This is a genomic window from Amycolatopsis sp. NPDC051045, from assembly GCF_040682955.1.
Classification (GTDB): Bacteria; Actinomycetota; Actinomycetes; order Mycobacteriales; family Pseudonocardiaceae; genus Amycolatopsis.
Map to the genome: position 1 here is coordinate 185,280 of NZ_JBFBCC010000002.1, position 26,782 is coordinate 212,061.

Genomic DNA, 26,782 nt, shown 5'->3' on the forward strand with positions numbered 1-26,782 from the left:
CACGGGTGTGACCGGGGCGCGCGGCTCGTCCGCGCGCCCCGGTGTCGTGAACGGGGGATGGTCGTGACGCCGTCGGCGGATCCGCAGGAGTTCTTCGCGTTGTTCGCCGCCGAGCGGCGGCCGGACCCGTACCCGTATTACCGGCGGTGGCGGGAAAGCCGGCCGGTGGCGGCCCTCGCGGAGCGGATGTTCGTGGTCAGCGGACTCGCCGAGGCCACGCAGGTGCTGCGCGACCCGGCTTTCGGGCACCCCGAACCCGAGTACCTGGATCCGGCGGACCGGCTTCCGGACCAGCCGGTCGACGAGTCGGGACGCGTGGTCCGGGCGTTCCTCGCGCTCAACCCGCCGGACCACACGCGGCTGCGGCGGCTGGTGGCGAAGGCGTTCACGCCGCGGATGGTCGAGCAGCTCGCGCCGCGGATCGAAGAAATCACCGCGGAGCTGATCGAGCGCGCGGGGCCCGAGTTCGACGTGATGACGGCGCTCGCGAAGCCGCTGCCGGTCGAGGTGATCGCGGAGCTGCTCGGCGTGCCGCTGGACGACCGCGAGCGGTTCGCGGCGTGGTCGCGCGCGATGGCGCGGGCGCTGGACCCGCCGTTCCTGCAGAGGCCGGAGACGGTGGAACCGGCGGTCCGGGCGCGGCAGTCGTTCGTGGGCTACTTCCGCGAGCTGGCGGAGCAGCGGCGCCGCGAACCGGGGGACGACCTGTTGTCGGCGCTGGTCGCGGTGTCCGACGCGGGCGACGTGCTCAGCGAGGGCGAGCTGCTGGTGACGCTCACGCTGCTGCTCATCGCCGGCCACGAGACGACGACGAACCTGATCGGCAACGGCGTCCTGGCGCTGCTGCGCCACCCGGACGGCTTGAAGCCGCTGGGCGCGGACGGCGAGAACGCGGCGCGCGTGGTGGAAGAGGTGCTGCGCTACGACTCACCGGTCCAGCTGACGGCCCGCACGGCCCTGCATGACACGGCTCTGGGCAAGCTGGAGGTGCCGGCGGACAGCCAGGTGATCCTCCTGATCGGCGCGGCCAACCGCGACCCGGCCACGGGCCCGGCACCGGAGTCGTTCGACCCGGCCCGGGAGCCGGCCCGCCACCTGGCGTTCGGCCAGGGCATCCACTTCTGCCTGGGTGCACCCCTGGCGAGACTGGAGACCCGGATCGCCCTCCGCGAACTGGCCCGGCGCCGCCCGGGGCTGGCGCCGGCGGGCACCCCGGAGTGGAACCCGACCACGACGCTGCGTGGCTTGGCGGCTCTGCCGGTGGGGCCCTGAAGGCCACCTTCAGGGCACTGGATGCTCTGAAGGTGGCCTTGGACGGAGCCGCTCGTCGGCCCTCGGTGGTGCGCGGCCCGTCTCGCGCCGCCGCGCGCCGGCTCGGTGGGTTCGGCGGCGCGAAACGCCCCGCACTCTTTGGCCGTCGGTGGTGCGCGCGCCCCACGTGCCCGCTTCACGCCGCCGCGCGCCGGCTCGGGGTGCCCGGCTGTTGCGGTTTCAGCAGGGCGAACCGCACGCACCGCCAGCCCGTCGGCGTGCGGGTGAAGCGGGCCGCCAGTGCGAACGACCGGCCGTCCGCCTCCACGCGGGCGCACGCCTCGACCACGTCCGGCACCGGGGTGCACGTGTGGACCGTCTGCGTCCGGTGCCGTGGCCGTGGCCGCGGCCCGCTGAGGCCGGCGTAGACCTCCGGTGCCACCAGAGCGCGGACCTGCGCCGCCGGGCGGCGGCCGTCGTACGCCTCCAGCAGCATGTTCAGCAGGTGGCCCACCTCGCTCGCTTCGAGCTGCCTCGGCACCGGGCACCGCGAGCCGCCGCGGCGGTGCTCCTGTGGTGTCACCTCTTCCGGACGGTCCGCCCGGCGAGGCGTCTCGTAGTGGATCAACGTCCGCAACCGATGTTCCTCGATCATTTTCCTCCCTCCCTGACTCGGCATTTCGCCGTCTGCGCCGCTTAGAGGTGGGCAACGGCCGAAAAGGAGACGGGAATCGCACAATCCGGGCGAGAACCGCCGAAGCCGTGGATTCCCGGCCGCCGATGCGCTACGCGGAACTCTGCCCCGCGTTGTTGCGCTGTGCGAGACACCGCGTCGCCGCCACGGCTATGGTGTGCCGGGTGCTGAAAGGGCTATTGGTCGATTTCGCCGGAGTTCTCACCGATCCCGACGCCGGCCGGTTCTACGACTACCTGGCGGCCGCACGCGAGCGCGGCGTCCGCACCGCGCTGCTGTCCAACGCCCCCGGGGCGTCGGACGAGGTCAAGAACACGATGTCCGGCTATTTCGACGCCCTGGTGTTTTCCGGCGAGGTCGGCGTGGCCAAACCGGACCCGGCGGTCTACCTGATCGCGGCCGAGCGGCTCGGGCTGCCCGCGGCGCGCTGCGCGTTCGTCGACGACTCCGCGACGAACATCCGCGGGGCCGTCCAGGCGGGCATGGTCGGGGTGCAGCACCGGTCGGTCAGCGAGACGCTGGACGAACTCGCCGTGCTGTTCCCGGACAGGTGAGGGTCAGCGCGCGCGGCGGACCAGTTCGAACGACAGCACCGCGGCGGCGGCCGAGACGTTCAGCGATTCGACGTCGCCCGGCATCGGGATCGACAGCCACTCCGTGACGAGTTCGCCGACCTCCGGCCCGACCCCGGCCGTCTCGCCGCCGAGGACGAACGCCGCGCGCTGCGGCAGGTCGACGTCGAACACCGTCGCCTTCGCCGACGCGCCCAGCGCGTACAGCCCGTAGCCGGCTTCCGCGAGCATCTCCGCGGCGTCGCGCGCCGACCCGCAGCGCAGCACCGGCGCGCGGAACGCCACCCCGGCCGACGCCTTGACCACCAGCGGGTCCAACGCCGCGACCCCGCGCCGGGGCACGATCACGCCGCCCAGCCCGGCCGCGGTCGCCGTCCGCAGGATCATGCCGACGTTCGCGGGCGTGGTGATGCCGTCCAGCAGCAGCACCCGCGACGGCGGCCGCCGGTCGGCCAGCGCCGCGGAAAGCGCTCGCATCCGGGGCGCGACGACGTCGGCGAGCACGCCCTGGTCCTGCTTGCCGTTGCCGGCGAGCACCTTGACCCGGTGGGCGCTGGCGCGCTGCACCGGCACGCCGGCGGCCTTCGCCGCGCGCTGGATCTCCGCCGCGCCGGGGCCGCTCGCCGTGTCGGCGAGGATGACCTTGTCCACCCGCAGGTCGTCGTCCGCCAGTGCTTCGAGCACCGGCTTCCGGCCGTACACGGTCAGGAAGCGGTCCTTCGGCGAAACCGTCGAGTCATCACCCACACCGGGCAGTCTCGCATCGAACCTCATCCAGCCGTCGGCCGGCGCGACAGTTGCCACGGATGCGCAGGTCGCGGCCCGTAGCGCCGACCTAACCAGAATAAGGTTCGTGTGTAAGGATCGGCTTATGCACGACCGCCTTTCCGCGCTGGACGCCTCGTTCCTCTACGTCGAGGACCACGCGACCCCGATGCACGTCGGCGGCGTGGCGATCTTCGAACGGCCGCGCTCCGGCTTCGGCTACGCGCAGCTGGTCGACCTCATCGGCGGGCGGCTGGCGTACCTGCCGCGGTACCGGCAGCGCGTGCTGGAGGTGCCGGGCCACCTGGCGCGGCCGGTGTGGGTGGACGACGCCGACTTCGACCTGAACTACCACGTCCGGCGCTCGGCGCTGCCCCAGCCGGGCAGCGACGAGCAGCTGTTCGACCTGGTCGCGCGGCTGATGTCGCGGCGGCTGGCGCCGGAGCGGCCGCTCTGGGAGGCGTACTTCATCGAGGGGCTGACCGGCGACCGGGTGGCGCTGGTGACGAAGACCCACCAGTCCGTTGTGGACGGTCTCGGCACGATCGACCTCGGCCAGCTCATCCTCGACCCGACGCCGGCCGAGCCGGAGCCGTTCGAGGACACCTGGACGCCGCGCCGCGAGCCGAGCCGCACCCAGCTGGTCCTCGACGCGATCAGCGAGGGCGTCCAGCGCCCGGGCGAAGTGGTCGAGAACGTCCGGTCCGCGGCGAACGACGCGTTCGCCGCGGCGGGCAAGTTCGCCGAGACCGTCGGCGGGGTGGCGTCCACGCTGCGCACGCTGGTGAACCCGGCGCCGCCCGGGCCGCTGAACGTCCGGGTGTCCGGCGGCCGCGTGTTCGCCGTGGTGCGCACCCGGCTGGAGGACTTCCGGAAGATCCGCGCGGCGCACGGCGGCACGGTCAACGACGTCGTCCTCGCCGCCATCACGGGCGCGCTGCGCGAATGGCTGCTTTCGCGCGAGGAGCAGCTGACGCCGAACACGACGATCCGCGCGCTGGTCCCGCTGGCGGTGCGCGACGCCGAGACGGCGGAGTACTCGACCCCGGCCCTGGTCGGCAACCAGGTGGCCGCGTACCTGGTGGACCTGCCGGTCGGCGAGCCGAACCCGGTCCTGCGGCTGCAGCACATCGGGCACGCGATGGCCGAGCACCTCGATTCGGGCCGCTCGGTCGCCGCGCGCGGGCTGCTCAAGGTCGGCGGGTTCGCCCCGGCGACCCTGCACTCCCTCGGCGCACGAGCGGCGGGGTCGCTGTCCGGGCGCATCTTCAACGTCATGGTGACCAATTCGCCGGGCCCGCAGGTGCCGATGTACGCGGGAGAGGCCAGACTGGTCGAGATGTTCCCGGTGATGCCGCTGATGCGCACCCAGGCGCTGGCGATCGGGGTGACGTCGTACCACGGCGGCGTCTACTTCGGACTGAACGGCGACCGCAAGGCCGCTTTCGACGTCGACCTCGTCGCCGGGATGATCGAAGAGTCCCTGGAAGAGCTGAAGGGTGCGCACTGGTGAGGGTTTATCTGCCTGCGACCATCGCGATGCTTCGCGACCTCGAGTCTTCGGGGGAGTTCCGCGCCCGCAGCGGGACGGCGTTCGCGCTGACGCCCGCGTTGCGCGAGGCGTACGTGAGCGGTTCGGACGAGGAGCTGGAGTACGCGGCGCTGCTCGACGCGGCCCGGGCTTCGCTGCGCCTGATCGCGGCGGAGGAGAAGGGCGAGCCGCGCCGGGTGGTGGTGTCGGCGGACGTCGAGGGCGTGACTTTGCGCCCGGACCTGGACGCGCCGGTGGTGCGCATCGGCGGTCCGATCCCGCTGTCGGCGGTGGCGGCGATCCACGTGGACGCCCCGGAGGCGGCGGACGCGGTGGCAGCCGCGGCGGCGGTGATCGACGCGGCGGACTTGGGGGACCCGGACGCGGAGTTCACGTTGGGGGACGCCGAGGACCACGAGCTGGCCTGGTACGCGCCGCAGGAGCTGCCGTTCCTGCTGGAACTGCTCTAGTTGTCCACAGGTGGGAATCGCCTGTGGACAACTCGGTCTGGGCAGGGTGTTCCGTCGGGGGTGGCGGGTAGACTGGACTTGGGGACGCCCCCCGGGGCTGGCGGGGGCTGTGCTGGCGGGGGCTGTGCTGGCGGGGGCTGTGCTGGCGGGGGCTGTGACTATCCGACCTCACCCGCGGGCGGCGGCTGCACGTCGACCGGTGCACCCCACTCCGTGTACCGGGTCGTGATGCGGGCCTCGCCCTGCAGGATCGGCGAAAGATCCAGCACGATCTGCAACGGCCGGTGCGCGTCGTCGAGCCAAAGTTCCACCGGGAACTTGCCGCCCACGCGGCCCGCCGCGTCCGATGGCAGGCCCGCCGGCAGGTCGGTGCCCAGGCGAGCCAGGTCGAGGTCGACGCGGTAGTGCTCCGCCGCCACCCCGCCCAGGTTCGTGCGCTCGGCCGCCACGATCGTTCCGGCGCTCCGGATTTCGCCCAGCGTGTGCGCCGGGTCGTTCTGCGCGGCCAATTGCGTCAGGCTGCCGCCGAGCACCTGGGAAAACGGGTCCGTGCCGTCCGCCGCGACCACGACCCACGGCTTCCCGGTGCCGACCTCGTCGCGCGAACCTTCCGGCACCTTCGCGTACAGCTTCCCGGCCACCAGCCGCAGCTCCATCGGCTCGCCGATGAAGTCCGTCGTCATCACCTGGGCCGTCCCACCCGCGCCGAACCGCGCCTGGCCCTGGCCCTTCGAGCGGACCGAGCCGACGGCGACGTCCGTGGCGAACTTCGCCGAGCCGCCGCTCGTGGTGGCCGCCGTGGCGGCGTCGGCCAGCGCCTGCGCGTCCTCGAACGCCGGGCGCGGCGACGGATCGGAGCACGCGCCGGCGAACAGGGCCAGCAGCAGCACCACGGCGGCTTTGCGCATGGCGCCAACAAAAACACAGCGGCTACCCCGAACTCGTTCGGGGTAGCCGCCGCTACTCAGCGTCGTCCGGTCAGCGACCGGCCTTCTTCATCAGCTCGCCGAGGTCGACGACCTGGTCGGCGGGCGGGGCCGTCACCTCGACCTGGGTGCCCCAGTCGCTGTACTTCATGGTGAACTTCGCGTCACCGGCCGGCGCGCCCAGCGCCTGCATCATCGGGCCCTGGTCCATGGTGACCTGCACCGGCAGGTTGTCCTTGTTCAGCCACAGCTCGGCCGGGATCTTGACGTCCTTGCCCTTGAGCTTCTCGGTGAGCTGCGCGCGCGCCGCCTCCGGGACCTGGCCGGTGAACTGGTCGACGGCCTTGGCGACGTCGAGTTCCACCTTGTAGTGGTTGACCTGCTCGCCGTTCAGCTCGGTCTGGTCGGACGAGATGATCCGGCCCGCCTTGGAGATCTGGTCGAGCATCTTGCTCGGGTCGCTCTGCTCCGCCGACTGCGACAGCGCGCCGCCCAGCGCCTGCGAGACCGGGTCGGTGCCGTCAGCCGAGATCTTGGCCCACGACTTGTCCGTGCCCATCTGCTGCTGCTGGTCGGCGGGCAGCTTGAGGTACATGACCTTGTCGACCAGGCGCATCTCGGTGGTCTGACCGGCCGAGGTGCTCGTCATCGAGAGCTTGGTGTCGGTCTCGTCGAGGGCCATCGCGCCGGTGGCGGTGATGGTCTGGCCGCCGGCCGAACCCTCCATGCTGAACTTCGCCGACTTGGACTTCTCGGTGCCCTGCTTGGACGCCGACGCCAGCTGGATCGCGTCGGTGAACGGCGAAGCGAGGACGCTGCCGCCGTTGGCCTGGGTCTGGCCGCCCGCGGCCGGTTCGGCGGTGCCGGTGGCGGAGTTGCCGCTGCACGCGGTCAGCGTGAGCACCAGCGCGGCGCCCGCGGCGACCAGGGTGGTCTTGCGCATTGAGTTCCCCTCGGGAGTCTGATCTTCCACTCGGCATTTCGCCTGATCGGGTGATTCGTTACCGATGGGACGCTTAGGGGAGGTCGCCGGTTCCCCGTTGCCTCAGGATTCGGGGACGCGGGTCATGTCGTGACCGCCGCGGGACGCCAGCAAGCGCCGCAGCGACGCGAGCCGCTCGGGGCTCGCCTTGCCGTCGGTGACGACGTCGTCGAGCGCGCAGCCCGGGTCCTCGGGCGCACCCAGGTGCCCGCAGCCCGACGGGCACTCTTCGGCGGCTTCGGCGAACTCCTCGAAGGCGTCGACGATGTGGTCCGCGGTCACGTGGGCCAGCCCGAAGGACCGCACGCCCGGGGTGTCGATCACCCAGCCGCCGTCCGGCAGCGGCAGCGCCACCGCGGCGACGGACGTGTGCCGCCCCTTGCCGACCGCGCTCACCACGCCGACGGCCAGCTCGGCGTTCGGCACGAGGCGGTTGACCAGCGTGGACTTGCCCACGCCGGAGTGCCCGACCAGCGCCGTCACGCGGTCCTTCAGCATCTCGGCGAGGCCTTCGGGCTCCTCGTCGAAGCGGGTGACGATCGCCGGGACGTCGAGGCCCGCGTAGCCCGCCAGGAGCTCGTCCGGGCTGGCCAGGTCGGCCTTCGTCAGGCACAGGACCGGCTCGACGCCGCCCGCGTAGCAGGCGACGATGCAGCGGTCGATGAAGCCGGTGCGCGGCGGCGGATCGGCCAGCGCGGTGACGATGAGCAGGCGTTCGGCGTTGGCGACGACCAGCCGCTCGTAGGGGTCGGTGTCGTCGGCCGTGCGCAGCAGGGAGCTGGTGCGCTCGTCGACGCGGATGATCCGGGCGAGGGTGTCCGGCTTGCCGGAGACGTCGCCGACGATGCCGACCCGGTCGCCGACGACCACCGGCGTCCGGCCCATCTCGCGGGCCCGCATCGCGGTGATCACCCGGGTGGGATCGGCGTCGATCGCGCAGGTCCAGCGGCCGCGGTCCTTGCCGATGACCATGGCGGTGACGGCGTCGGCGTGCTCGGGGCGGCGCTTGCTGCGGGGCCGGGTGCCCTTGCCCGGACGCACGCGGACATCGGACTCGTCCAGCTTGCTCCAGTCGTTGCGCGCCAACCCGTCGTCCTCTCGTGCACCGGTGTCCACCCGAATGATCCCACGTCGCTCGCCACGGCCCTGGCGTGCGTGTAACGATGGCGTTCCGGACGTTTCCCCCTGCGAGGAGGTCGGTCATGTGTGGCCGCTATGCCGCCACCAAGGACCCGGCGAAGCTGATCGAGGAGTTCGACGCGATCGATCTCACCGAAGGCCGGGCGCGGGTCGACCACAACGTGGCGCCGACGAAGAACGTGGTCACCGTCGTGCAGCGGCACCCGCGCGACGAAGACGGACAGGTCATCGAAGACGAGCCCGCCGAGCGCTCGCTGCGGATGATGAAGTGGGGCCTGGTGCCGTTCTGGGCCAAGGACCCGTCGGTCGGCTCGCGGATGATCAACACGCGCGCCGAGACGGCCGCCGAGAAGCCCGCCTTCCGCCGCGCGCTGGTGTCCCGCCGCTGCCTGGTGCCGGCCGACGGCTGGTTCGAGTGGCGCCGCACCGGCAAGGAGAAAGAGCCGTTCTACATGACGGAGCCGGACGGCTCCTCGATCGCGTTCGGCGGGATCTGGGAGAGCTGGCGGCCGAAGGACGACGACAACGCGTCGCCGCTGATCACGTTCTCGATCATCACGACCGACGCGGCCGGGCAGCTCACCGACATCCACCACCGGATGCCGCTGATCGTGCCCCGCGCGCACTGGGACGGCTGGCTGGACCCGGACCGCGAGGACGTCACCGACCTGCTGGTGCCCACGCCGGACGACATCGTGGCGTCGCTGGAATTGCGGCCGATTTCGAGCCGGGTCAACAACGTCCGCAACAACGGGCCCGAACTGCTGGAGCGAGTCGATCCGGCGCAAGAGGGCGCCCTGTTCGACGCGCCGAAGTCATGACGGCCATTCCGATCGACACCGCCTACGGCCCGGCGCGGGTCTACCTGCACTGCGCCGAGGAGGGCGTGGCGGTGCTCATGCTCGGCCACGGCGCGGGCGGCGGCCTCGAGGCGAAGGACCTGGTGGCGGTGACGCGGGCGGCGCAGGCGGCGGGCGTGCACGTGGCGCTGGTCGAGCAGCCGTATCGGGTGGCGGGCCGCCGGGCGCCGGCCCCGGCGAACCAGCTGGACACGGCGTGGCTGACGGTGGCGGACGACCTGTCGGAGCGCTTCGACGGCCTGCCGTTCGTGTTCGGCGGCCGCTCTTCGGGAGCGCGGGTGGCCTGCCGGACGGCGGCGGCCGGCCAGGCGGTGGCGGTGCTGTGCTTGGCGTTCCCGGAGCACCCGCCGGGCAAGCCGGAGAAGACGCGCCAGCCGGAGCTGGACGCGGTCGAGGTGCCGGTGCTGGTGGTGCAGGGGGAGCGGGACCCGTTCGGGCGGCCTGCTGCCGGGCCGCACCACGAGATCGTGGTGGTGGACGGCGACCACAACCTGTCGGCGGACCTGGAGGGCGTTTCGCGGGCGGCCACCGAGTGGCTGTCACGGGTGTTGAGGCCGCTCGGCTGAGTTGTCCACAACGGGGCCGGCTGTCCACAGATTTGCGGCAGGCCCGTTTTTGCACCCCACTCCCGATACACTGGACAGGGGACGCCCCCCGGGACGGGTGGGGGCTGCCCGGCCGTCCCAAGGGGCACATTTCCGCAGGTCAGGCCGCGATCGAAGTCACCACCGCGCCGGTGAGCCGGATGAGGTCCGCCGGGGCCAGCTCCACTTCCAGCCCCCGTCGCCCGGCCGAGCAGAACACCGTATCGAACCCCTCCGCGGACGCGTCGATCACCACCGGCAGCCGGCTCCGGTGGCCCAGCGGGGAGATCCCGCCCAGCACGTACCCCGTCGCCCGCTGGGCCGCCGCCGGGTCGGCCATCTTCGCCTTCTTGCCGCCCGCCGCGGCCGCCAACGCCTTCAGGTCCAGCTGTCCCGTGACCGGGACCACGCCGACCACCAACCGGCCGTCCACCTCCGCCACCAGCGTCTTGAACACGCGCGCCCGGTCCAGGCCCAGCGCTTCCACGGCCTCGAGCCCGTACGATTCGGCCCGCGGGTCGTGGTCGTAGGCGTGCAGCGTGTGCGCCACCTTCTGCTTCGTCAACGCCGCGGTCGCCGGGGTGCCCTTGCCAGCCATGGCGGAAGTCTAGGGAATGCCCGATCCCCCCGATCGGTTGTACGGGGCGTGACCACAACGCTCGCCACCACACGCTCACGCAGCAGCCGCCGCCGTCCGCAGGCACCGGCGAACCGCGGCGTGCCCGGTCCCCGCGTAAACTCGGGTCCGCCGTATGCGCGCACGCGCATCGACGCCGAGCGGGAAGGGAACGGTTTGCCGAGCACGCAGAACTCAGCGCCGGAGGAAGCGACCGAAGCCGAGCGCGCCGAGCGCTTCGAGCAGGACGCGATGCCGCTGCTCGACCAGCTGTACTCGGCCGCGATGCGGATGACCCGCAACCCCGCCGATGCCGAGGACCTGGTCCAGGAGACCTACCTGAAGGCGTACGCCGCCTTCGCCTCCTTCAAGGCGGGGACCAACCTCAAGGCCTGGATGTACCGCATCCTGACCAACACCTACATCAACGGCTACCGCAAGCGACAGCGGCAGCCGGTGCAGGCACCCACCGAGGAGATCACCGACTGGCAGATCGCCAAGGCGGAGAACCACACCTCCACCGGGCTGCGGTCGGCCGAGGTCGAGGCGATGGACAACCTGCCCGACACCGACGTCAAGGCCGCCCTGCAGAGGCTGCCCGAGGAGTTCCGGCTGGCCGTCTACCTGGCCGACGTCGAGGGCTTCGCGTACAAGGAGATCGCCGAGATCATGGACACCCCCATCGGCACCGTGATGTCCCGTCTGCACCGCGGGCGCGCCCAGCTGCGCGACCTGCTCGCCGACGTGGCGCGCGAGCGCGGCTTCATCCGGGGTGCCCAGGAGGAGGTGGCCGGCCGATGAACGACATGTGCGAGGGCGCGTCCGACAAGGTGCGCTGCGAAGAGGCGCTCGCCGACATCTACCTGCTGCTCGACCGCGAGTGCAGCCCCGAGCGCGACGCCGCACTGCGTCAGCACATCGAGGACTGCCCGCCGTGCCTCGAGGAGTACGGCATCGACGAGCACATCAAGCAGCTGCTGGCCCGCAAGTGCGGCGGCGACCACGCCCCGGCCGAGCTGAAGAGCCGGCTGCGCGCGTCGATCCGCCAGACCGTCGCCACGCGCGGCGGCGTCACCGTGGAACGCACCGAGATCACCCTCGAGCAGCGCTCCGAGTAGCGCCCGAGCACGACGAAGGCCCCCGCACCGTGGTGCGGGGGCCTTCGGCATGCCGGACGCCGGATCAGGCGTTGGGCTTCTTGCCGTGGTTCGCGCCGTTCTTCTTCCGGTCGCGACGCTTGCGGGCGCGCTTCGACATGTTCACTCCTCGTCGTCAAAAGTGGCCACGGCCGCGGCGCTGGCGCCTGCCGGGCTCGGGTCAACCTCTCAAGTGTGTCATGACGTCCTGTTCTGGTTGGATGGGGTTGCCGGGGGCGGAGCGCGAGGAGGGTGTCCATGGCCGAGATCGGGGCCGACGTGGCCGGGGCGGTCGAGTAACGCCGTGTCCACGCTCGCCGAACTGCTCGCCGACAACACCGGCCTCCCCGGGGAGGCGGCGGACCACCTCCAGACCGTCGTCGCCGAGTGGCAGCTGCTGGCCGACCTGTCCTTCGCGGACTTCCTGCTCTGGGTCCCGGTGACCGAGGAACTGCAGCCGGACGGCGGCGACTTCGTCTGCGTCGCGCACGCGCGGCCGACGACGGCGCCCACCGCGCACCCCGAGGACGTCGTCGGCACGCGGTTCACGGTGGACGAGCACCCGCAGCTGGCGAAGGCCATGCGTGAGGTGCGGATCTGCCGCGAGGAGGATCCGCACTGGTACCGCGACCTGCCGATGCGCCGCGAGGCGATTCCGGTCCGGTTCCACGACGAGGTCGTCGCCGTGATGAGCCGCGAGACGAACCTCGCCGCGCCGCGCGTGCCTTCGCCGTTGGAGATCGCGTACCTGGGCAGCGCCGGCGACCTGTGCCAGATGATCGTCGACGGCACGTTCCCGCCGAACGGCACCAACGCCACCGACACGCACACGTCGCCGCGGGTGGGCGACGGTCTGATCCGGCTCGACTCGAGCGGCACGGTCGTGTTCGCCAGCCCGAACGGCCTGTCCGCCTACCACCGGATGGGGCACGAGTCCGACCTGGTCGGCACCCGGCTGGCCCCGCTGACGCGCTCCCTGATCCGCGACCCGTTCGACGCGACCGAGGTGTCCCACCGGATCATCGAGGCCCTCGACGGGAAGCCGTCGAGCCGGACGGAGGCCGATTCGCGGCGCGGCGCCGTGGTGCTGTTCCGCGCGCTGCCGCTGCGGCCGGCCGGGCAGGCGGCGGGCGCGCTGGTGCTGGTCCGCGACGTCACCGAGGTGAAGCGCCGGGACCGGGCGCTGCTGTCCAAGGACGCGACGATCCGCGAGATCCACCACCGGGTGAAGAACAACCTGCAGACTGTGGCGGCGCTGTTGCGCCTGCAGTCCCGCCGGACGTCGTCGGAGGAGGCGCGGCTCGCGCTGGCCGAGTCGGTGCGCCGGGTGACGTCGATCGCGCTGGTGCACGAGGCGCTGTCGATCTCGGTGGACGAGCGCGTCGACCTCGACAAGCTGCTCGACAACGTGCTGCCGATGGTCGGCGAGGTCGCCACGGCGGAGTCGCAGGTCGGGCTGTCGCGGAAGGGCTCGTTCGGGGTGGTGGTCGCGGAGATCGCGACGCCGCTGGTGATGGTGCTGGCCGAGTTGGTGCAGAACGCGATCGAGCACGCCTTCCCGGCCGGCCGCTCGGGCAAGGTCGAGCTGGTCGTGGAGCGTTCGGCCCGCTGGCTGGACGTCGTGATCCGCGACAACGGCCGCGGTCTGCCGTCGGGTTTCTCGCTGGAACGTTCGGACGGGCTGGGCCTGCAGATCGTCCGGACGCTGGTGGAGTCCGAGCTGCGGGGCTCGCTGTCGCTGCGGAAGGTCCGGACGGAAGCGTCGTCACCCCGGGCGACGGGGACGGAAGCCGCCCTGCGCATCCCGCTTTCGCGCCGCCTCTGACCCGCTCAGCCGTACCTGGCTGGACGACACGCGTACTCAGGTGGACGACCCGCGTACCTGGCGGGACGACACGATGAAGGCCCGGCACCAGGTGCGTGGTGCCGGGCCGTTCAACGCTTTGCGGAGGACTCGAAGTCCTCGTTGGGGTTCACCGCACCCGTTGCCGGGTGGTTTTGCCCCAGTTGTTAAACTTGAGCCGGGTAGGTATCGCCCCAGACGGCGTAGGCACAGCAGTGCCAGCCGGGCGAATTTCCTTCGCGGCTCGGGTGAAACCGGTGAAGCGTCAGGCGTTGGTACGCGTGCCGATGTGCGTACGGCGGCGCTTGAGCGCGCGTCGCTCGTCCTCGCTCATACCGCCCCACACGCCCGCGTCCTGGCCGCTGGCCAGAGCCCAGGCCAGGCAGTCGGAAGCGACGGTGCAGCGGTGGCACACGGCCTTCGCCTGCGTAACCTGCGACAGAGCCGGACCGCTGGTTCCCACCGGGAAGAACAGCTCGGGGTCCTCGTCTCGGCAGGCCGCGTCGTGGCGCCAGTCCATGTTCGTGAGCTCCTTTATATGGCGCGGAAGAGCCGCGCCACAGTCGTCAATGGCGGTCGTGTTCTTGGGTGCTTGTGAATGCTTTCACGAAGCACCGCTTTCGACAAGGGTTTCTTGGAGATCGGTGAGTCAGGTCACCCGGCCGAGCGACCCCTCTGACCTGCGGTTTCTCTCCGAGACAGGCGACCGAAGGGAAGGCTGATGCGCTGAGTGGAGCTTCTCCGTCGACGAACGGCACCTGGCACTTTGCCGCAGGCGATCAGCAGTCTCGTCGTCACACGATCACTGTGAGTGCATCCGGGACGCTGAAGAATTCCACTCTGGTCCGCTGGCCGACGAGGTCGCCGTCCACCTGGAAGTTTACCGGTTCAGCTGCGTCTATGCGGATCATCGGCACGTCGTCGTGACGCACGAGACGTCGGCCGCGCTGGTTGCTCTTCGTAGCCAAAGCTTGGCGTACATGCTTGAACACGGTGGGCAACCGCAGACCGTTCAGCGCGAACAAACCCAATCCCGTCTCGAACGAGCAACCCGGGTTGAGGTGGATGGCGCGCTCGCCCAGGTAGCTCCACGGATCGGTGTTCGACACGAAAGCGGTCAACGCCTCGGTGGGTTCCGCACCCGGAATGCGGATGGTGAGGGCCGGCCGGCCCAGCGGTGGCCGGAAGTAGGAGCGGACGGCGGCCCGGAGGTACAGCCCGGCGGTGGTCTGCTTGCCGCGGCGCTTGGCGACCCGGCCGACGACGTCGGCGTCCCAGCCGAGGCCGGCGTTGAAGGTGAACCAGTGCCCGTCGGCCAAGCCCAGGCCGACCCGGCGCGAGCGGTTGTTCTCCAGCGCGTTGAGCAGCTGGTGGGTGGCCTCGACCGGGTCCGCGGAGATGCCGAGGGCGCGCGCGAACACGTTGGCCGAGCCACCGGGCACGACGCCCAGTGCCGGCCCCGGGCCGATCTCGGACGGGTCGCCGTCGGCGTCGGCCAGCAGGCCGTTGACGACCTCGTTCACCGTGCCGTCGCCGCCGTGCGCCACGACCAGGTCGATCCCGTCCCGCGCGGCCGAGCGCGCGACGGCCATCGCGTGGCCGCGGTAGTCCGTCTCGACCACGTCGAGCTTGACCTGGCTGGCGAGCGCGTGCGCCAGCACGTCCCGGCCACCGGCGGTGGTCGAGGTGGCCTGGGGATTCACGACGAGGATTGCGCGCACCACCGCAGGGTAAGTGACTTCCGGCGGCCCGAGAACCTTCCGGCGCCGCATGGTGACGGGCGCAACCCCGGGGAACAGCACCTTCGCGACCCTGTGCCGGGCGGTCCTCCTTCACGGGCGAGTGTCCGCTCGTCGTGACAAGTGCACCCGGGCCGACCGCCCGCTCATCGACGACACCTGAATTTTCGACGCACGGGCGGTCCCGGGAAAACGGCCGACCGGGTGGCATACGATCGAAAGAGCTCACGCACGGTTACTCGCCCTGGTCGAGTCCACTGTGCTGGCCCAAACTGTGCTGCGCGAAGCTGCGCAAAACTGTGCTCGCGCAGAGCACCTCGCCAAGTTCTTCCGGAAGGCCGCCGCAGTGAAGCTCTCACCCGCTCCCCGCGAGGTTCGGCTGGCCGGCGCCGTCACCGCGGTGCCGTCGCTCGCCCTGCTGGTGTTCGGGGTGATCGTGCTGGTGAACGGCCTGCGGTCGCCGGCTCAGCCGGGCAACAACGTCTTCGTCGAGTCGGGCACGTTCATCGTGGTGGCGCTGGCGTTCCTGGCCGCGTCGGCCGGGCTCGTCCTCGGTCAGACCTGGGCGCGCTCGCCCGGCGTGGTGATCGCGCTGATCGTGATCGGGCTGGGCTGGTACCTGCTGGGCCCGTCCGGTGAGCCGCTGTGGGGCGTGCCGATCGCGCTGCTGGGCATCGCGACGCTGGTCCTGCTGTTCCGGCGGCCGTCGCGGGCCTGGGCGCTGGGCCTGCGCGAAGGCGAGACCGAGACGGAGGCCGCCGAACGCGGCGGGCTGGCCGGCCGCCGCGCCGAGCGCGAAGGCCACGAAGAGGACTGAGTTACGCCTGGGCGGCCAGTGCGCGCAGGGGCGCGTCGGTGAGCCGGTTGACCGTCCACTCGTCCATCGGGACCGCGCCGAGGGCCTTGTAGAACTCCGTCGCCGGGTTCCAGTCCAGCACCGACCACTCGAGCCGCGCGTAGCCATTGGCGACGCACTCGGCCGCCAGGGCCGCCAGCAGGGCCTTGCCCAGCCCGGAACCGCGGTGGGACGACCGGACGTGCAGGTCCTCCAGGTAGATCCCGTGCACGCCGCGCCAGGTCGAGAAGTTGAGGAACCAGACCGCGAAGCCGACGACCTCGCCGTCCACTTCGGCCACGTGCCCGAACAGCTTCGGCGCTTCGCCGAACAATGCGTCGTGCAGCTGCGAAGGCGTCAGGTGGCACTCGCCGGGCGCGCGCTCGTACTCCGCCAGGTCGTACACCAGGCGGACGGCCGCCTCCACGTCGTCGGGGCGGATCCGGCGGATGCGGTCGTCGGGCACGTCAGTCCTCCGCGGGCAGCAGGTTGAGGTGTTCGATCTGGGGTTCGCCGCGCTCGTCGCCGAGCACCGCGATGCCGGCCGCGTCCAGTCCGAAGTGGACGCCGGCGGTGGCGGGGAGGTCGAGCCAGCGGGCCACCAGCACGCGGCTGAAGTGCCCGTGTCCCACCAGGATCACGTCGCCTGCTTCGCAGGCACGCCGGGCGCGCTCCAGCACACGATCCGCGCGGGCGGAAACGTCCGAAGCGCTTTCGCCGCCGGGGCTCGGGTGGGTCCAGACGGTCCAGCCCGGCACGGTTTCCCGGATCTGCGGGGTGGTGACGCCTTCGTAGTCGCCGTAGTCCCACTCGGCGAGGTCCTCGGTGACTTCGTCGACGCGCAGCCCGGCCAGCGCGGCCGTGCGCAGCGCCCGTGCCCGCGGGCTGGACAGCACCAGCGACGGGCCGCCCACCAGACTCCGGAGCGTGCCGCCTGCGGCGCGTGCCTGGCCTTCGCCCGCCGGCGTCAGCGGAATGTCCGTGCGGCCGGTGTGCCGCCCGTTCATCGACCATTCGGTTTGCCCGTGCCGGAGGAGGAAGAGACGGTTGGTCACGTGCCCGAATATATCCGGCGGTTTGCGCGGCGGCTGGCCGTCTGCTTAGCTACTGAACGGTAGCTTAGCTCGAGGAGAGCCCATGTCCGAGACGCCGACGTTCGCGTTGTGGCGCCACCTGGCCGGGAAGCCGGGCGGGAAACAGCTGTTCAGCGCCGCGATGTGCCTCCGGGTGCCCTACTTCCGCACCGTGCTGCCCGCGGTGCGCGAACTGCGTCCGGGCCACTGCGAAGTGACCGCGCCGAAGTGGTGGGGTGTTTACAACCACATCCGCACGTTCCACGCGATCGCCGCCTGCAACCTCGCCGAAATCGCGATGGGCATGCTCGCCGAGGCGACGGTCCCCACCACGCACCGCTGGCTGCCGAAGGGCATGAAGGTCCAGTACGTCGCCAAGGCGGAAACGGGCCTGCGCGCGGTGGCGGCGCTGCCCGAGCTGCCGGAGTTCGGCGACGACGGCTTCGACCTCGAAGTCCCGGTGACCATTTCGGACACGGACGGCAAGCCCGTGGTCACCGGGACGATCACGATCTGGGTGACGCCGAAGAAGCGTTAGAGCTGCTTGTACTGCACGTACGTCGCCAGCTGGAACGTGTTCTCCCCGGACGGCGACGGCAGGTCCAGCTTCCGGTCGACGAGCTTGCCGAGCGGGCCGCAGCCGTGCGTGGCCGGGAGGGCGAGGTCCGGGTCCACGACGCCGAAGTGGAAGGTCGGCGGGTTCTTGGAGAGCACCGTCGGCGGCAGTGCGGGGTCGTCGTGGACGACGGTGTGCAGCGGCGCGGACGCCGTGCCGATGCTGCATTCCTCGCGCAGCAACGGATGCTGCAGCACCGCGTAAACGTCCAGCTCGCCGCGGCGAGCGTCGTTGCTCTGGAAGTCCGAATAGCCGCCGTAGCGCAGCTGGAGCGTCGTGCCGGCCAGGCCGGGCACGCGCACCGGTGCGTGCTCCAGCGCCCCGAACACCTGCGCGTACTGGCCGTCGACCCGGCCTTCGCTGAAGGTCAGCCGCATCTCTTCCAGCGGGATCTCCTGCCCGCTGATCGTCAGTTTTCCTTGCGAGACAAAGGCTTCACAGCGCCACGTGCCCGGGTCGGCGTTCGGCGGCGGCGCCGGGCAGTCGGTGAAGTCGAACGCCGGCAGTTCGTCGGCGGACGCGGTTCCGGGGACCAGTGCCAGCGCCAGTGCAGCCGCGGCGACCCCGGCCGCGGCGAGTGTGCGGAGTTTCATGCCGGTGAGCCTGCCCGCGCCGCGCGGCCGGGACATCCGGGATCGCCCCCAAGGGGAAACCCGAGATTCGTCAAGGGGCGAGCCGGGCCAGCGCGTCGACGAAGCCGTCGTCTGTGGCGGAGAAGAACTCGGCGTCGGCGGCCTCGACGTCCTCGAGCGCCTTCGCGACCAGTTCCAGGCCGGCCGGGGTGACTTCCAGGCGCTTCGCGCGGGCGTCGGCGGGGTCGTCGGTGCGGGCCAGCAGGCCGCGGCCGGCCAGCTTGCGGACGACCTGGCTGGTCATCATCGTGTCGGTGCCGGCCTGGTCGGCGAGCTGCCGCTGGGTCGGTGGCTCGCCCGAGCGGGTGAGCCACCACGTCGTCGTCAGCAGCACGAACTGGACGTGCGTGAGGTCGTGCGGGGCCAGCGCGGCCCGCATCGCCCGCTGCCAGGCCAGTGTCACGCGCCACAGCAGGAAGCCGGGGCTGCGCTCGGGACCGGGCAGGCGGGACTCCGGAGCGGTCATACCCGCGATCCTGCCCTCCGGGGGGTCCGGGTGGCGGAGCCCCCGGCCTGGGGTGAAGCCCCGGATGTCGCAGCCTCGGCGAGCCGTGCCAGCGCGCGCATGGCATCGGGGGTGTCCTCGGTGACTTGCGGACCGAACCCGTCCGGGCCGTCGATGGTGACGCGGTAGGTGATCCGCGTGCCGCCGTCGACGTCGGTCAGCGTGTGCTCGAAGCGCAGGTACGCGTCCGGCAGCCGGGTCTCGTCGGTGAAGCTGCGGCCCTCGGTGACCTCCGTGAGGGTGAACGGGATCGGCGGCATGCCGTCCATCGTCATCGTGCCGCTGGTCCCGACGGCGAACGGACCGTCGAGGACCACCGAGCGGAGGCCCGCGTCCCACTCCGGCCAGCGGCCGGTGTCGGCCCAGAGAGGCCAGATCGCGGCGGCGGGGGCGGTGGAGGTCTCGCTGTGCTCGTACTCGTAAAGTGTCATGCGAGCAGACTATATGCACGCTTACTAAATGCGCAAGCGGCCTTGCGGCCGTGGGATCGTCAGTTCGCCGAGCGCAGCTTGTCGTAGTAGGCCACGCAGTCCGCGTACGCCGGGAGAAGGCCCTGCTCCAGGGCTTCGGCCAGGGTCGGCGCGTCGCGGTCCTTGGCGGACAGGATCGGCTCGATGTCCGCGGGCCAGGGCAGGTCGAGCGCGGGGTCGAGGGGGGTGATGCCGTGCTCGCCCGAGGGGTTGTACGGCTCCGAGCAGAAGTACGTCATCACGGTGTCGTCTTCCAGGGCGACGAAGCCGTGGCCGAGGCCCTCGGCGAGGTACATCGCGCGGAACTCCCGCGAGTCGAGCACGGCCGTGTCCCACTGGCCGAAGGTCGGCGACCCGGCGCGGAGGTCGACGACGACGTCGAGCAGCGAGCCGCGCGGGCAGTAGATGTACTTGGCCTGGCCGGGCGGGGTGTCGGCGAAGTGGATGCCGCGGATCGTGCCGCGCCGGGACACGCTGTGGTTCGACTGGCCGAGCCGCAGCGGGTGGCCGACCGCCGCGCGGAAGGTGTCTTCCTGGAAGGGGGCGACGAACAGGCCCCGGTCGTCGGGGAACGCCCGGGGGGAGAACTCGTAGGCGTCCGGGACGCTCAGCCGGCGGAATTGCATGGCGTCACCTTATCGGGCGCCAACAAAACCGGACGGACGTCTTGGGAATTGCGGGGAAATCGGCGCGGGTGTGACATCAACCGCACCGAGGGGTCCCTCGCGGCGGAGGACCTGTCACAATGGCCGGACCGCCGCGTCCGCGGCCATCGCCAGACCCACGGCACCGATGGCCGACGTGACGCCTCGCCGACAGGCCGGCGCTACCGCGCTGGGCTGCCGTGCCGGGAATCACCACGGTGTCCCCCTGCAGCCGTGGTCCCCCGCTCGCAGGCCCAGGAGAAATTCCAGTGACCCACGTTCGAACCGCGAGTTCCGTCATTCCCACTGGAGGAATGACGGAAACGACGACAGGAAACCCCATGAGCGACCCCACCGGCGCCGTCGCGCCGGTCACCGACGAAGAGATCTTCACCGGGCACGAGGGCGGCAAGCTCTCGGTGGCGGCCACCCGCCCGATTTCCAGCCCGCGTGACCTTTCGATCGCGTACACCCCGGGTGTGGCGAAGGTGAGCCTTGCGATCGCCGAGGACGCGGCCAAGGCCAAGCGCTACACGTGGGCGGACCGGCTGGTCGTCGTGGTCAGCGACGGGACGGCGGTGCTCGGCCTCGGCGACATCGGCGCCAGCGCGTCGCTGCCGGTCATGGAGGGCAAGTCGGTGCTCTTCAAGACCTTCGGCGGGCTCGACTCGATCCCGCTGGTGCTGGACACGACCGACGTGGACGAGATCGTCGAGACGCTGGTGCGGCTGCGGCCGTCGTTCGGGGCCGTCAACCTGGAGGACGTCTCCGCGCCGCGGTGCTTCGAGCTGGAGGACAAGCTCAAGGAGGCCCTGGACTGCCCGGTCATGCACGACGACCAGCACGGCACGGCGATCGTCACGCTGGCGGCGCTGCGCGGGGCCAACCTGGTGCTCGACCGGGCGATCGCCGACCAGCGCGTCGTCGTCTCCGGCGCCGGTGCGGCGGGCGTGGCGTGCGCGAAGATCCTCCAGGAGGCCGGCATCGGCGACGTCACGGTGCTCGACTCGCGCGGCATCATCCACGAGGGCCGCGACGGCCTGAACCCGGTCAAGGCGCGGCTGGCGTCGACGACGAACAAGGCGGGCCTGCGGGGCGGGCTGGCGGAGGCGCTGGAAGGCGCGGACGTGTTCCTCGGCCTGTCGGGCGCGACGATCGACGAGTCGCTGCTGGCCCGGATGGCGGGCGGCGGCATCGTGTTCGCACTGTCCAACCCGGACCCGGAGGTTCACCCGGACGTGGCGGCGCGCTACGCGTCGATCGTGGCCACCGGGCGCAGCGACTTCCCGAACCAGATCAACAACGTGCTGGCGTTCCCCGGCGTCTTCCGCGGTGCGCTGGACTCCGGCGCGCGGGCGATCACGGAGAACATGAAGCTGGCGGCCGCCGAGGCGATCGTGTCGGTGGCGATGGACGACCTCGGCGCGGACCGGATCGTCCCGAGCCCGCTCGACCCGCGCGTGGCCCCCGAGGTCGCGGCCGCGGTGGCGAAGGCGGCGGAAGCCGACGGCGTCACGGACTAAGCGTTCCCGAAGGCGGCCCTTCCCCACGGGTGGGAGGGCCGCCTTCGGCGTGTTCAAAGCAGTTCGACGAGCCGGTGGCGGGGGACGTCGACCAGGCGCAGGTCCGTGAGGTCCGTGGGGACGTCGAGGGAGACGTTCGCCAGGCGGGCGTGTGCGCGGGTCAGGATCTCGTCCTGGTGCTCCACCGCGTCCGCGACCACCACCGCGTGCCGGTTGTCCGGCGTGCTCCGCAGGTACCGCAGGGCGTACTTCCCCCGGACGAGTGACGCGAGCGCCGTCTGGGAACGCTCGTCCGCCAGGTCCGGGTGGGCGTTGGGCACCAGCAAAGCCAAGCGCCGGGCGTTCGTGCCCAGCAACGTCCGCAGCAGCCACGGGCCGGGGTCGGCCGAAAGGTCCATCGCGACCGCGTCGCCCTCCGGCCCGGAAATCGACCAGTCCACCGGGCGCGATTCCAGCGAAAGCCCACCCGCCGTGGCGATCTCCTTCAGCTTCTCCAGCAGGCCCGGCTTCGTCCCGGCGGCCTCCACCGACTGCGGCCCGTGCGTGTAGATCGCCTTGCCGCCGCGAATCTTCTTGGCCTTCGCCGTCGGCTGGCAGACGTACAGGTCCGCCGCGCTGCCGATCGCCTGTGCCCCGAAGTACCGGTTGAAGCCCGGCAGGATCGCCTCGAACGTCAGCCCGAGCGTGGCCAGCGACCGCTGCACCTGCGCGCCCAGCGCCGGGTGGCGCGGGCTGTAGCCGTAGGCCAGCAGCAGCCGTCCCTCGCTCGGCTCTCGCAGCGCCTGCACCCCGCGAGCGGCGAACAACCCCATGCCTTCGGGGGTGTACGGCGGATCGCTGAACACCAGGCCGGCGTCGCCGCTCAACGCCGGTGGCAGGCCGACGCGCAGGTCCGCGTGCACCGTCCGGATCTCGCGGCCGCCGCGCTCGTCGAGGTAGGCGAGCACGCGCTCGTCCAGGTCGACGACCGTGAGCGACGCCGACGGGCAGATCGCCCGCACCGCCAGCGACGTCAGGTCGTGGTCGCCGAGGAACAGCAGCCGCGTCGAGGCGAGGTCGTACTGCGCGTCCAGCCAGAGCGCGCGGCGCAGCACGGTCTCCGGCGTGGCCTGCACGTGGTCGAGCGCGGCCAGCGGCGAGGGCACCTCGGCCACCCACTCGGCGACCTTCGGCAGCAGTTCGTGCGTGGCCACGGCTTCGTCGAGCGGGTCGGCGTAGCGGGGCGCGCGGTACTGCAGGTACGACGCCGCGACGCCGGGAGCGATCCGCAGGCGGTCGCCGCTGCGGTCGAGGTCGTCGCCCAGTGCCGCGAGGACGGCCTCCACGCTGCGCCGCGGCGCCGTGCTCAGCCGCACCAGCTCGCCGAGGTCGTGGTCACCGGTGCGCAGCAGGTCGAGGACGCGGTACAGCGGGCGGACGCCGACGCCGTGCGCGGCGAGGACGTCGTCGAGTGCCTTCACGGGCTCCGAGCCTAGTCACCGCATCCCGGAACGCCGTGCCAACCGCCGTCAACTCGGCTACGGTCGGACGGACCGGGACATGGGAGTGGCAGTGACCATCGAATTCCGCGACGTGACCAAGCAGTATCCGGATGGGACGGTCGCCGTCGATCAGCTGAACCTCACGGTCGAAGACGGCACGATCACCGTGTTCGTCGGCCCGTCCGGCTGCGGCAAGACGACGTCGCTGCGGATGATCAACCGGATGGTCGAGCCGACCGCCGGGCAGGTGCTGCTGGACGGCAAGGACGTCGCCGAGGGCGACCCGGCGCTGCTGCGCCGCGGCATCGGCTACGTCATCCAGCACGCCGGTCTCTTTCCACACAGGACGGTGCTGGACAACATCGCCACCGTGCCGCTGCTCTCGGGCTGGGACAAGGGGAAGGCGCGCAAGCGGGCCGCCGAGCTGCTGGAGATCATCGGCCTGCCGGTCGAGCTCGGCAAGCGGTACCCGGCCCAGCTCTCGGGCGGGCAGCAGCAGCGCGTCGGCGTCGCCCGCGCGCTCGCCGCGGACTCGCCGGTCCTGCTGATGGACGAGCCGTTCTCCGCCGTCGACCCGATCGTGCGCGAGGACCTGCAGAACGAGCTGCTGCGGCTGCAGTCGCAGCTGGGCAAGACGATCGTGTTCGTCACCCACGACATCGACGAAGCCGTCCGGCTCGGCGACAAGGTCGCCGTGATGCGGGTCGGCGGGAAGCTCGCCCAGTACGGCACCCCCGCCGACGTCCTGCGGCACCCGGTGGACGACTTCGTCGCGTCGTTCGTCGGCCGGGACCGCGGCTACCGCGGCCTGTCGTTCCTCTCCGCCGACGGCGTCGAGGTCAAGGAGCTGGAGCTGGTCGAGATCGGCTCCGCCGTGACCGCGAGCGACGGCTGGCGGCTCGCGGTCAACACCGAGAAGCAGCCCCGCGGCTGGCTGCCGCCCGGCTCCACAGTGGACGGTTCGCTTGGCGAAGACGACCTCGTGGCCGGCGGTTCGCTGTGGGTGCGGGGCACGCCGATCCGGGGTGCGCTCGATGCCGCGCTGTCGTCGCCCGCCAGCCTCGGCGTGGTCGTCGACGAAGACCACCGGGTGCTCGGCGCCGTGGTCGCGCGGCAGGTGCTGGACGTGATCGAGGCGGCGCCCCAGGCGTCATGAGCTGCTGTGTCATCTAAGGTCGAACCCCAGACCCCAGCCAGGGGGCAAGCCCCCCTGGACCCCCCAAACCTTCGTGGACGAGCTCGGGCGGTACCTGAGCAGCGCCAACAGCCGCGCCCAGATCGTCGGTGACCTGGGGGACCACGTCTACCTCGCGCTGCTCCCGCTGGTGCTGGGCATCGTCCTGGCGATCGCGGCGGGCCGGCTCGGCCACCGCCGGCGAGCCGCCCGGCAGGTGCTCACGGTGCTGGCCAACTGCTCTACACGATCCCGTCGCTCGCGCTGTTCGTCGTCATCCCCGGCCTGATCGGGTCGAGGATCCTCGACAGCGTCGACGTCGTCGTCGCGCTGACCATCTACACCACGGCGCTGCTGGTCCGCCCGGTGCTGGACGCCCTCGACGCGGTGCCGCCGCCGGTGATCGCCGCCGCCACCGCCGTCGGGTACAAGCCGCTGCGACGCTTCTTCGCCGTCGAACTGCCGCTGTCCGTGCCGGTCCTCGCGGCCGGCGTGCGGGTCGCGGCGGTCAGCAACATCAGCCTGGTCAGCGTGGGCGCGCTGATCGGCACCGGCGGCCTCGGCGTGCTGTTCACCGACGGCTTCCAGCGCGAGTACTTCTCGCCGATCGTGGTCGGCATCGTGCTGACGCTGCTGCTGGCGCTGGTCGTCGACCTGGTCCTGGTGGGCTCGCGAAACCTGCTGACGCCGTGGACCCGGGTGGCTGCCTCGTGATCACCGATGTCGTCCGCTGGTTCGGCGATCCGGCGCACTGGTCCGGGCCCGGCGGCATCCCGCAGGGGCTGCTGGAACACCTCGACGATCACCGGGCTCGTGGTGCTGGCCGTGCCGCCGGTCCTGGCCGGCACGTACGCCGGGCTGCAGGCGACCGACCACGGCGTGGTCGACGCCGCCGCGGGGATCGGGATGACCGGCTGGCAGCGGCTGTGGAAGGTGGAGGTGCCGATCTCGCTGCCGCTCGTGCTCGGCGGCGTCCGCAACGCCGTGCTCCAGCTCGTGGCGACCGCCGCGGTGGCCGCGTACGTCGGACTCGGTGGCCTGGGCCGGTTCCTGCTCGACGGACTGGCCATTTTGGACTACCCCGAGGTCATCGCGGGTGCGCTGCTGACGACGCTGCTGGCCATCGTCCTCGATCTGCTCTTCGCGGTGCTGAACCGCGCACTGGTACCCCGGGGCGTCCGGCTCGCGACCGAGGCGGCGACCGGCAGGAAGGTGAGCGCGTGAAACGGCTGGCTGTTCTCGCTGTCGTGTTCTTGGCCGTCGGCTGCGGCAACCCGCTCGCGGGCGGCGGTGAAGGCGGCGCGACCGGTGACATCATCATCGGCGCCTCCGACGTCGGGGAAAGCCTGCTGCTGGCCCAGATCTACGCCGGGGCGCTTCGGGATGCGGGTGCGACGAACGTGACCGTGCGGCCGCCGGTGGGCAGCCGCGAGGTCGTCGTCAAGGCGCTGCAGGACAAGTCGCTGTCGGTGGTGCCGGATTACAGCGGGAACCTGTTGCGCTACTTCGACAAGGACACCACCGCGACGACGTCGCAGGAGGTCTACGCGCAGCTCCGCCGGAAGGTCCCGCCCGGATTCGAGGTGCTGGACCAGGCGCCGGCGGAGGACAAGGACCTCCTCGTCGTCGGGCCGCAGCTGGCGTCCACGGGGGTGAAGACGTTCTCGGACCTCGGGCCACGCTGCCGCGAGCTCGTGTTCGGCGGGCCGGGGCAGTGGAGCAGCCGCTGGAAGGACAAGATCAAGGCGTTGTACGGCTGCGAGTTCAAGGAGATCCGCACCACCGACACCGGCGGGCCGGTGACCGTGGCGGCGCTGAAGTCCGGTGACGTGCAGGTGGCGGACCTGTTCAGCACGTCGTCGACGATCGCCGCGAACGGGTTCGTGCCGCTGGCCGACGACAAGAACATGTTCCCGGCGCAGCACATAGTGCCCTTGGTGGCGCGGGGGACGCTGTCCCCGTCGGAGGTGGCGGCGTTGAACCGGGTGTCGGCGGCGCTGACGACCGAGCAGCTCACCCGGTTCAACGTCGAGTTCACCGAGGAGAAGCGCAATCCCCTCGACATCGCCGAGGACTTCCTGGCGCGGGCTTAGCGGTCGACGGCCAGGCGGACGCCGAGGCCGATGAAGATGCCACCGGTGGTGACCTCGATCCGGCGCCGGGCCTTCCGCTTGCGGCGCAGCCAGCCGCCGATGCGCCCGGCCAGGACGCCGACGGCGCCGTCGACGAGGAACTCGAACACGATCATGATCGCGCCGAGGACGGCGAACTGCAGCCAGACCCGGCCGTGCGCGGGGTCGATGAACTGCGGGAGGAACGCGATGGTGAAGGTGACCATCTTGGGGTTGAGCAGGTTGGTCAGCAGGCCGCTCAGGTAGGCGCGGCGGCCCGGGACACCGGTCTTCACGTCGTCGTCCGGGATGGTTCCGCGGTTCCGGATGGCCTGCACGCCCAGGATGATCAGGTACGCGGCGCCGACGATCCGCACGACGGTGAAGGCGACGGGCACGGCGGCGAAGAGCGCGGCCAGCCCGGCCGCGGCGACGGCGACGTGGATGGCCTCGCTCGTGGCGACCCCGGCGGTGGCGAGCAGGCCGGCCTTCGGGCCGCCGCGCATGCCACAGCCGAGGATGAAGAGCATGTCCGGGCCCGGCGTCACCATCGCGATCGCCGTGGTGACGAGGAAGGCCAGAAGGAGGTGCTGGTCGACCGGCATGCCC

Annotated in this window: 30 protein-coding genes and 2 pseudogenes; 16 read left to right on the plus strand and 16 right to left on the minus strand. The window is 71.5% G+C overall.

Annotation, left to right across the window (positions count from 1 at the left end; genetic code table 11):
- Positions 1 to 63 precede the first annotated feature (63 nt).
- Positions 64 to 1,272, plus strand: coding sequence for a cytochrome P450 (locus AB0M80_RS04950; protein ID WP_364559007.1), 1,209 nt, complete (start codon positions 64 to 66; stop codon positions 1,270 to 1,272).
- A 175-nt stretch (positions 1,273 to 1,447) separates the two neighbouring features.
- Here the strand turns inward: AB0M80_RS04950 and AB0M80_RS04955 are convergent, their stop codons facing one another.
- Complete coding sequence (locus tag AB0M80_RS04955) at positions 1,448 to 1,906, minus strand: Rv3235 family protein (protein WP_364559010.1); 459 nt, start codon at positions 1,904 to 1,906, stop codon at positions 1,448 to 1,450.
- Between the two features lie 218 nt (positions 1,907 to 2,124).
- Here AB0M80_RS04955 and AB0M80_RS04960 point away from each other — a divergent pair, with 218 nt between their 5' ends.
- On the plus strand, positions 2,125 to 2,499 hold the full coding sequence (locus AB0M80_RS04960) for an HAD-IA family hydrolase (RefSeq protein ID WP_364560338.1): 375 nt from the start codon (positions 2,125 to 2,127) through the stop codon (positions 2,497 to 2,499).
- Positions 2,500 to 2,502: 3 nt separating this feature from the next.
- Here the strand turns inward: AB0M80_RS04960 and AB0M80_RS04965 are convergent, their stop codons facing one another.
- Positions 2,503 to 3,264: an RNA methyltransferase gene (locus AB0M80_RS04965; protein WP_364559013.1), complete on the minus strand. Its 762-nt coding sequence runs from the start codon at positions 3,262 to 3,264 to the stop codon at positions 2,503 to 2,505.
- A 124-nt stretch (positions 3,265 to 3,388) separates the two neighbouring features.
- Here AB0M80_RS04965 and AB0M80_RS04970 point away from each other — a divergent pair, with 124 nt between their 5' ends.
- Positions 3,389 to 4,795, plus strand: a complete 1,407-nt coding sequence (locus AB0M80_RS04970; RefSeq protein ID WP_364559016.1) for a wax ester/triacylglycerol synthase family O-acyltransferase — start codon at positions 3,389 to 3,391, stop codon at positions 4,793 to 4,795.
- Complete coding sequence (locus tag AB0M80_RS04975; RefSeq protein ID WP_364559019.1) at positions 4,792 to 5,283, plus strand: hypothetical protein; 492 nt, start codon at positions 4,792 to 4,794, stop codon at positions 5,281 to 5,283. Before AB0M80_RS04970 ends, AB0M80_RS04975 begins: the two co-directional genes overlap by 4 nt.
- A gap of 158 nt (positions 5,284 to 5,441) precedes the next feature.
- Here the strand turns inward: AB0M80_RS04975 and AB0M80_RS04980 are convergent, their stop codons facing one another.
- The 3 genes from AB0M80_RS04980 to rsgA form a co-directional block, all read right to left on the minus strand.
- Positions 5,442 to 6,191, minus strand: coding sequence for a hypothetical protein (locus AB0M80_RS04980; protein ID WP_364559022.1), 750 nt, complete (start codon positions 6,189 to 6,191; stop codon positions 5,442 to 5,444).
- Between the two features lie 70 nt (positions 6,192 to 6,261).
- Entirely contained in the window at positions 6,262 to 7,152 is an 891-nt protein-coding gene (locus AB0M80_RS04985; protein WP_364559025.1) for a hypothetical protein, read from the minus strand.
- A gap of 102 nt (positions 7,153 to 7,254) precedes the next feature.
- The gene (gene rsgA / locus AB0M80_RS04990; protein WP_364560341.1) at positions 7,255 to 8,277 is read right to left on the minus strand and encodes a ribosome small subunit-dependent GTPase A; all 1,023 of its coding nucleotides are present in this window, start codon (positions 8,275 to 8,277) and stop codon (positions 7,255 to 7,257) included.
- A 116-nt stretch (positions 8,278 to 8,393) separates the two neighbouring features.
- Here rsgA and AB0M80_RS04995 point away from each other — a divergent pair, with 116 nt between their 5' ends.
- Together AB0M80_RS04995 and AB0M80_RS05000 are read left to right on the plus strand one after the other, a co-directional pair.
- Positions 8,394 to 9,152, plus strand: coding sequence for an SOS response-associated peptidase (locus AB0M80_RS04995; protein ID WP_364559028.1), 759 nt, complete (start codon positions 8,394 to 8,396; stop codon positions 9,150 to 9,152).
- Positions 9,149 to 9,757, plus strand: a complete 609-nt coding sequence (locus AB0M80_RS05000; RefSeq protein WP_364559031.1) for an alpha/beta family hydrolase — start codon at positions 9,149 to 9,151, stop codon at positions 9,755 to 9,757. The genes AB0M80_RS04995 and AB0M80_RS05000 overlap by 4 nt, the downstream gene beginning before the upstream one ends.
- 139 nt (positions 9,758 to 9,896) lie before the next feature.
- On the opposite strand, the gene ybaK is transcribed toward AB0M80_RS05000, so the two are convergent.
- Positions 9,897 to 10,373 carry a Cys-tRNA(Pro) deacylase gene (gene ybaK, locus AB0M80_RS05005; RefSeq protein WP_364559034.1) on the minus strand — a complete coding sequence of 159 codons (477 nt, stop codon included), beginning with the start codon at positions 10,371 to 10,373 and terminating at the stop codon, positions 9,897 to 9,899.
- 195 nt (positions 10,374 to 10,568) lie between these two features.
- Here ybaK and AB0M80_RS05010 point away from each other — a divergent pair, with 195 nt between their 5' ends.
- The 3 genes from AB0M80_RS05010 (at position 10,569) to AB0M80_RS05020 (ending at position 13,352) form a co-directional block, all read left to right on the plus strand.
- Positions 10,569 to 11,192, plus strand: coding sequence for a sigma-70 family RNA polymerase sigma factor (locus AB0M80_RS05010; protein WP_364559037.1), 624 nt, complete (start codon positions 10,569 to 10,571; stop codon positions 11,190 to 11,192).
- Positions 11,189 to 11,509, plus strand: coding sequence for a mycothiol system anti-sigma-R factor (gene rsrA / locus AB0M80_RS05015; protein ID WP_364559039.1), 321 nt, complete (start codon positions 11,189 to 11,191; stop codon positions 11,507 to 11,509). The genes AB0M80_RS05010 and rsrA overlap by 4 nt, the downstream gene beginning before the upstream one ends.
- A 322-nt stretch (positions 11,510 to 11,831) precedes the next feature.
- On the plus strand, positions 11,832 to 13,352 hold the full coding sequence (locus AB0M80_RS05020; protein ID WP_364559042.1) for a histidine kinase N-terminal domain-containing protein: 1,521 nt from the start codon (positions 11,832 to 11,834) through the stop codon (positions 13,350 to 13,352).
- 283 nt (positions 13,353 to 13,635) lie between these two features.
- Here AB0M80_RS05020 and AB0M80_RS05025 read toward each other — a convergent pair whose 3' ends face one another.
- Positions 13,636 to 13,890: a WhiB family transcriptional regulator gene (locus AB0M80_RS05025; protein WP_003059797.1), complete on the minus strand. Its 255-nt coding sequence runs from the start codon at positions 13,888 to 13,890 to the stop codon at positions 13,636 to 13,638.
- A 274-nt stretch (positions 13,891 to 14,164) separates the two neighbouring features.
- Positions 14,165 to 15,091 (minus strand): diacylglycerol kinase family protein, encoded by a 927-nt coding sequence (locus AB0M80_RS05030; RefSeq protein ID WP_364559044.1) that lies wholly within the window; start codon positions 15,089 to 15,091, stop codon positions 14,165 to 14,167.
- Between the two features lie 364 nt (positions 15,092 to 15,455).
- Here AB0M80_RS05030 and AB0M80_RS05035 point away from each other — a divergent pair, with 364 nt between their 5' ends.
- Positions 15,456 to 15,926: a hypothetical protein gene (locus AB0M80_RS05035; protein WP_364559046.1), complete on the plus strand. Its 471-nt coding sequence runs from the start codon at positions 15,456 to 15,458 to the stop codon at positions 15,924 to 15,926.
- Between the two features lies 1 nt (position 15,927).
- Here the strand turns inward: AB0M80_RS05035 and AB0M80_RS05040 are convergent, their stop codons facing one another.
- On the minus strand, positions 15,928 to 16,410 hold the full coding sequence (locus tag AB0M80_RS05040) for a GNAT family N-acetyltransferase (RefSeq protein ID WP_364559049.1): 483 nt from the start codon (positions 16,408 to 16,410) through the stop codon (positions 15,928 to 15,930).
- A gap of 1 nt (position 16,411) precedes the next feature.
- Entirely contained in the window at positions 16,412 to 16,999 is a 588-nt protein-coding gene (locus AB0M80_RS05045; protein ID WP_364559052.1) for an acid phosphatase, read from the minus strand.
- Between the two features lie 82 nt (positions 17,000 to 17,081).
- Here AB0M80_RS05045 and AB0M80_RS05050 point away from each other — a divergent pair, with 82 nt between their 5' ends.
- Positions 17,082 to 17,555, plus strand: coding sequence for a hotdog fold domain-containing protein (locus AB0M80_RS05050; RefSeq protein WP_364559054.1), 474 nt, complete (start codon positions 17,082 to 17,084; stop codon positions 17,553 to 17,555).
- Here the strand turns inward: AB0M80_RS05050 and AB0M80_RS05055 are convergent.
- From AB0M80_RS05055 to rfbC, 4 genes are all read right to left on the minus strand, one after another.
- The gene (locus AB0M80_RS05055) at positions 17,552 to 18,226 is read right to left on the minus strand and encodes a hypothetical protein (protein ID WP_364559057.1); all 675 of its coding nucleotides are present in this window, start codon (positions 18,224 to 18,226) and stop codon (positions 17,552 to 17,554) included. The two genes, AB0M80_RS05050 and AB0M80_RS05055, sit on opposite strands and share 4 nt — an antisense overlap.
- A gap of 70 nt (positions 18,227 to 18,296) precedes the next feature.
- Positions 18,297 to 18,731: a MarR family transcriptional regulator gene (locus AB0M80_RS05060; protein ID WP_364559060.1), complete on the minus strand. Its 435-nt coding sequence runs from the start codon at positions 18,729 to 18,731 to the stop codon at positions 18,297 to 18,299.
- Positions 18,728 to 19,201, minus strand: coding sequence for an SRPBCC family protein (locus AB0M80_RS05065; protein WP_364559063.1), 474 nt, complete (start codon positions 19,199 to 19,201; stop codon positions 18,728 to 18,730). Before AB0M80_RS05065 ends, AB0M80_RS05060 begins: the two co-directional genes overlap by 4 nt.
- Positions 19,202 to 19,260: 59 nt before the next feature.
- Positions 19,261 to 19,866 (minus strand): dTDP-4-dehydrorhamnose 3,5-epimerase, encoded by a 606-nt coding sequence (gene rfbC, locus AB0M80_RS05070; protein WP_364559066.1) that lies wholly within the window; start codon positions 19,864 to 19,866, stop codon positions 19,261 to 19,263.
- A 359-nt stretch (positions 19,867 to 20,225) separates the two neighbouring features.
- On the opposite strand from rfbC, the gene AB0M80_RS05075 reads away from it, so the two are divergent.
- Positions 20,226 to 21,407: an NADP-dependent malic enzyme gene (locus tag AB0M80_RS05075; RefSeq protein WP_364559068.1), complete on the plus strand. Its 1,182-nt coding sequence runs from the start codon at positions 20,226 to 20,228 to the stop codon at positions 21,405 to 21,407.
- 53 nt (positions 21,408 to 21,460) lie between these two features.
- Here the strand turns inward: AB0M80_RS05075 and AB0M80_RS05080 are convergent, their stop codons facing one another.
- Positions 21,461 to 22,867, minus strand: coding sequence for a bis-aminopropyl spermidine synthase family protein (locus AB0M80_RS05080; protein WP_364559071.1), 1,407 nt, complete (start codon positions 22,865 to 22,867; stop codon positions 21,461 to 21,463).
- A 91-nt stretch (positions 22,868 to 22,958) separates the two neighbouring features.
- On the opposite strand from AB0M80_RS05080, the gene AB0M80_RS05085 reads away from it, so the two are divergent.
- The 4 genes and pseudogenes from AB0M80_RS05085 (at position 22,959) to AB0M80_RS05100 (ending at position 26,155) form a co-directional block, all read left to right on the plus strand.
- Positions 22,959 to 24,044 carry an ATP-binding cassette domain-containing protein gene (locus AB0M80_RS05085; protein WP_364559073.1) on the plus strand — a complete coding sequence of 362 codons (1,086 nt, stop codon included), beginning with the start codon at positions 22,959 to 22,961 and terminating at the stop codon, positions 24,042 to 24,044.
- A gap of 73 nt (positions 24,045 to 24,117) precedes the next feature.
- Positions 24,118 to 24,776: pseudogene (locus tag AB0M80_RS05090) on the plus strand (ABC transporter permease subunit).
- Between the two features lie 78 nt (positions 24,777 to 24,854).
- Positions 24,855 to 25,286 (plus strand): annotated as a pseudogene (locus AB0M80_RS05095) (ABC transporter permease subunit); the annotation flags it as partial.
- Positions 25,283 to 26,155 (plus strand): ABC transporter substrate-binding protein, encoded by an 873-nt coding sequence (locus AB0M80_RS05100; protein WP_364559076.1) that lies wholly within the window; start codon positions 25,283 to 25,285, stop codon positions 26,153 to 26,155. The pseudogene AB0M80_RS05095 and the gene AB0M80_RS05100, both read left to right, overlap by 4 nt.
- On the opposite strand, the gene AB0M80_RS05105 is transcribed toward AB0M80_RS05100, so the two are convergent.
- Positions 26,152 to 26,778, minus strand: coding sequence for a LysE family translocator (locus AB0M80_RS05105; RefSeq protein WP_364559078.1), 627 nt, complete (start codon positions 26,776 to 26,778; stop codon positions 26,152 to 26,154). The genes AB0M80_RS05100 and AB0M80_RS05105 overlap by 4 nt on opposite strands.
- Positions 26,779 to 26,782 lie beyond the last annotated feature (4 nt).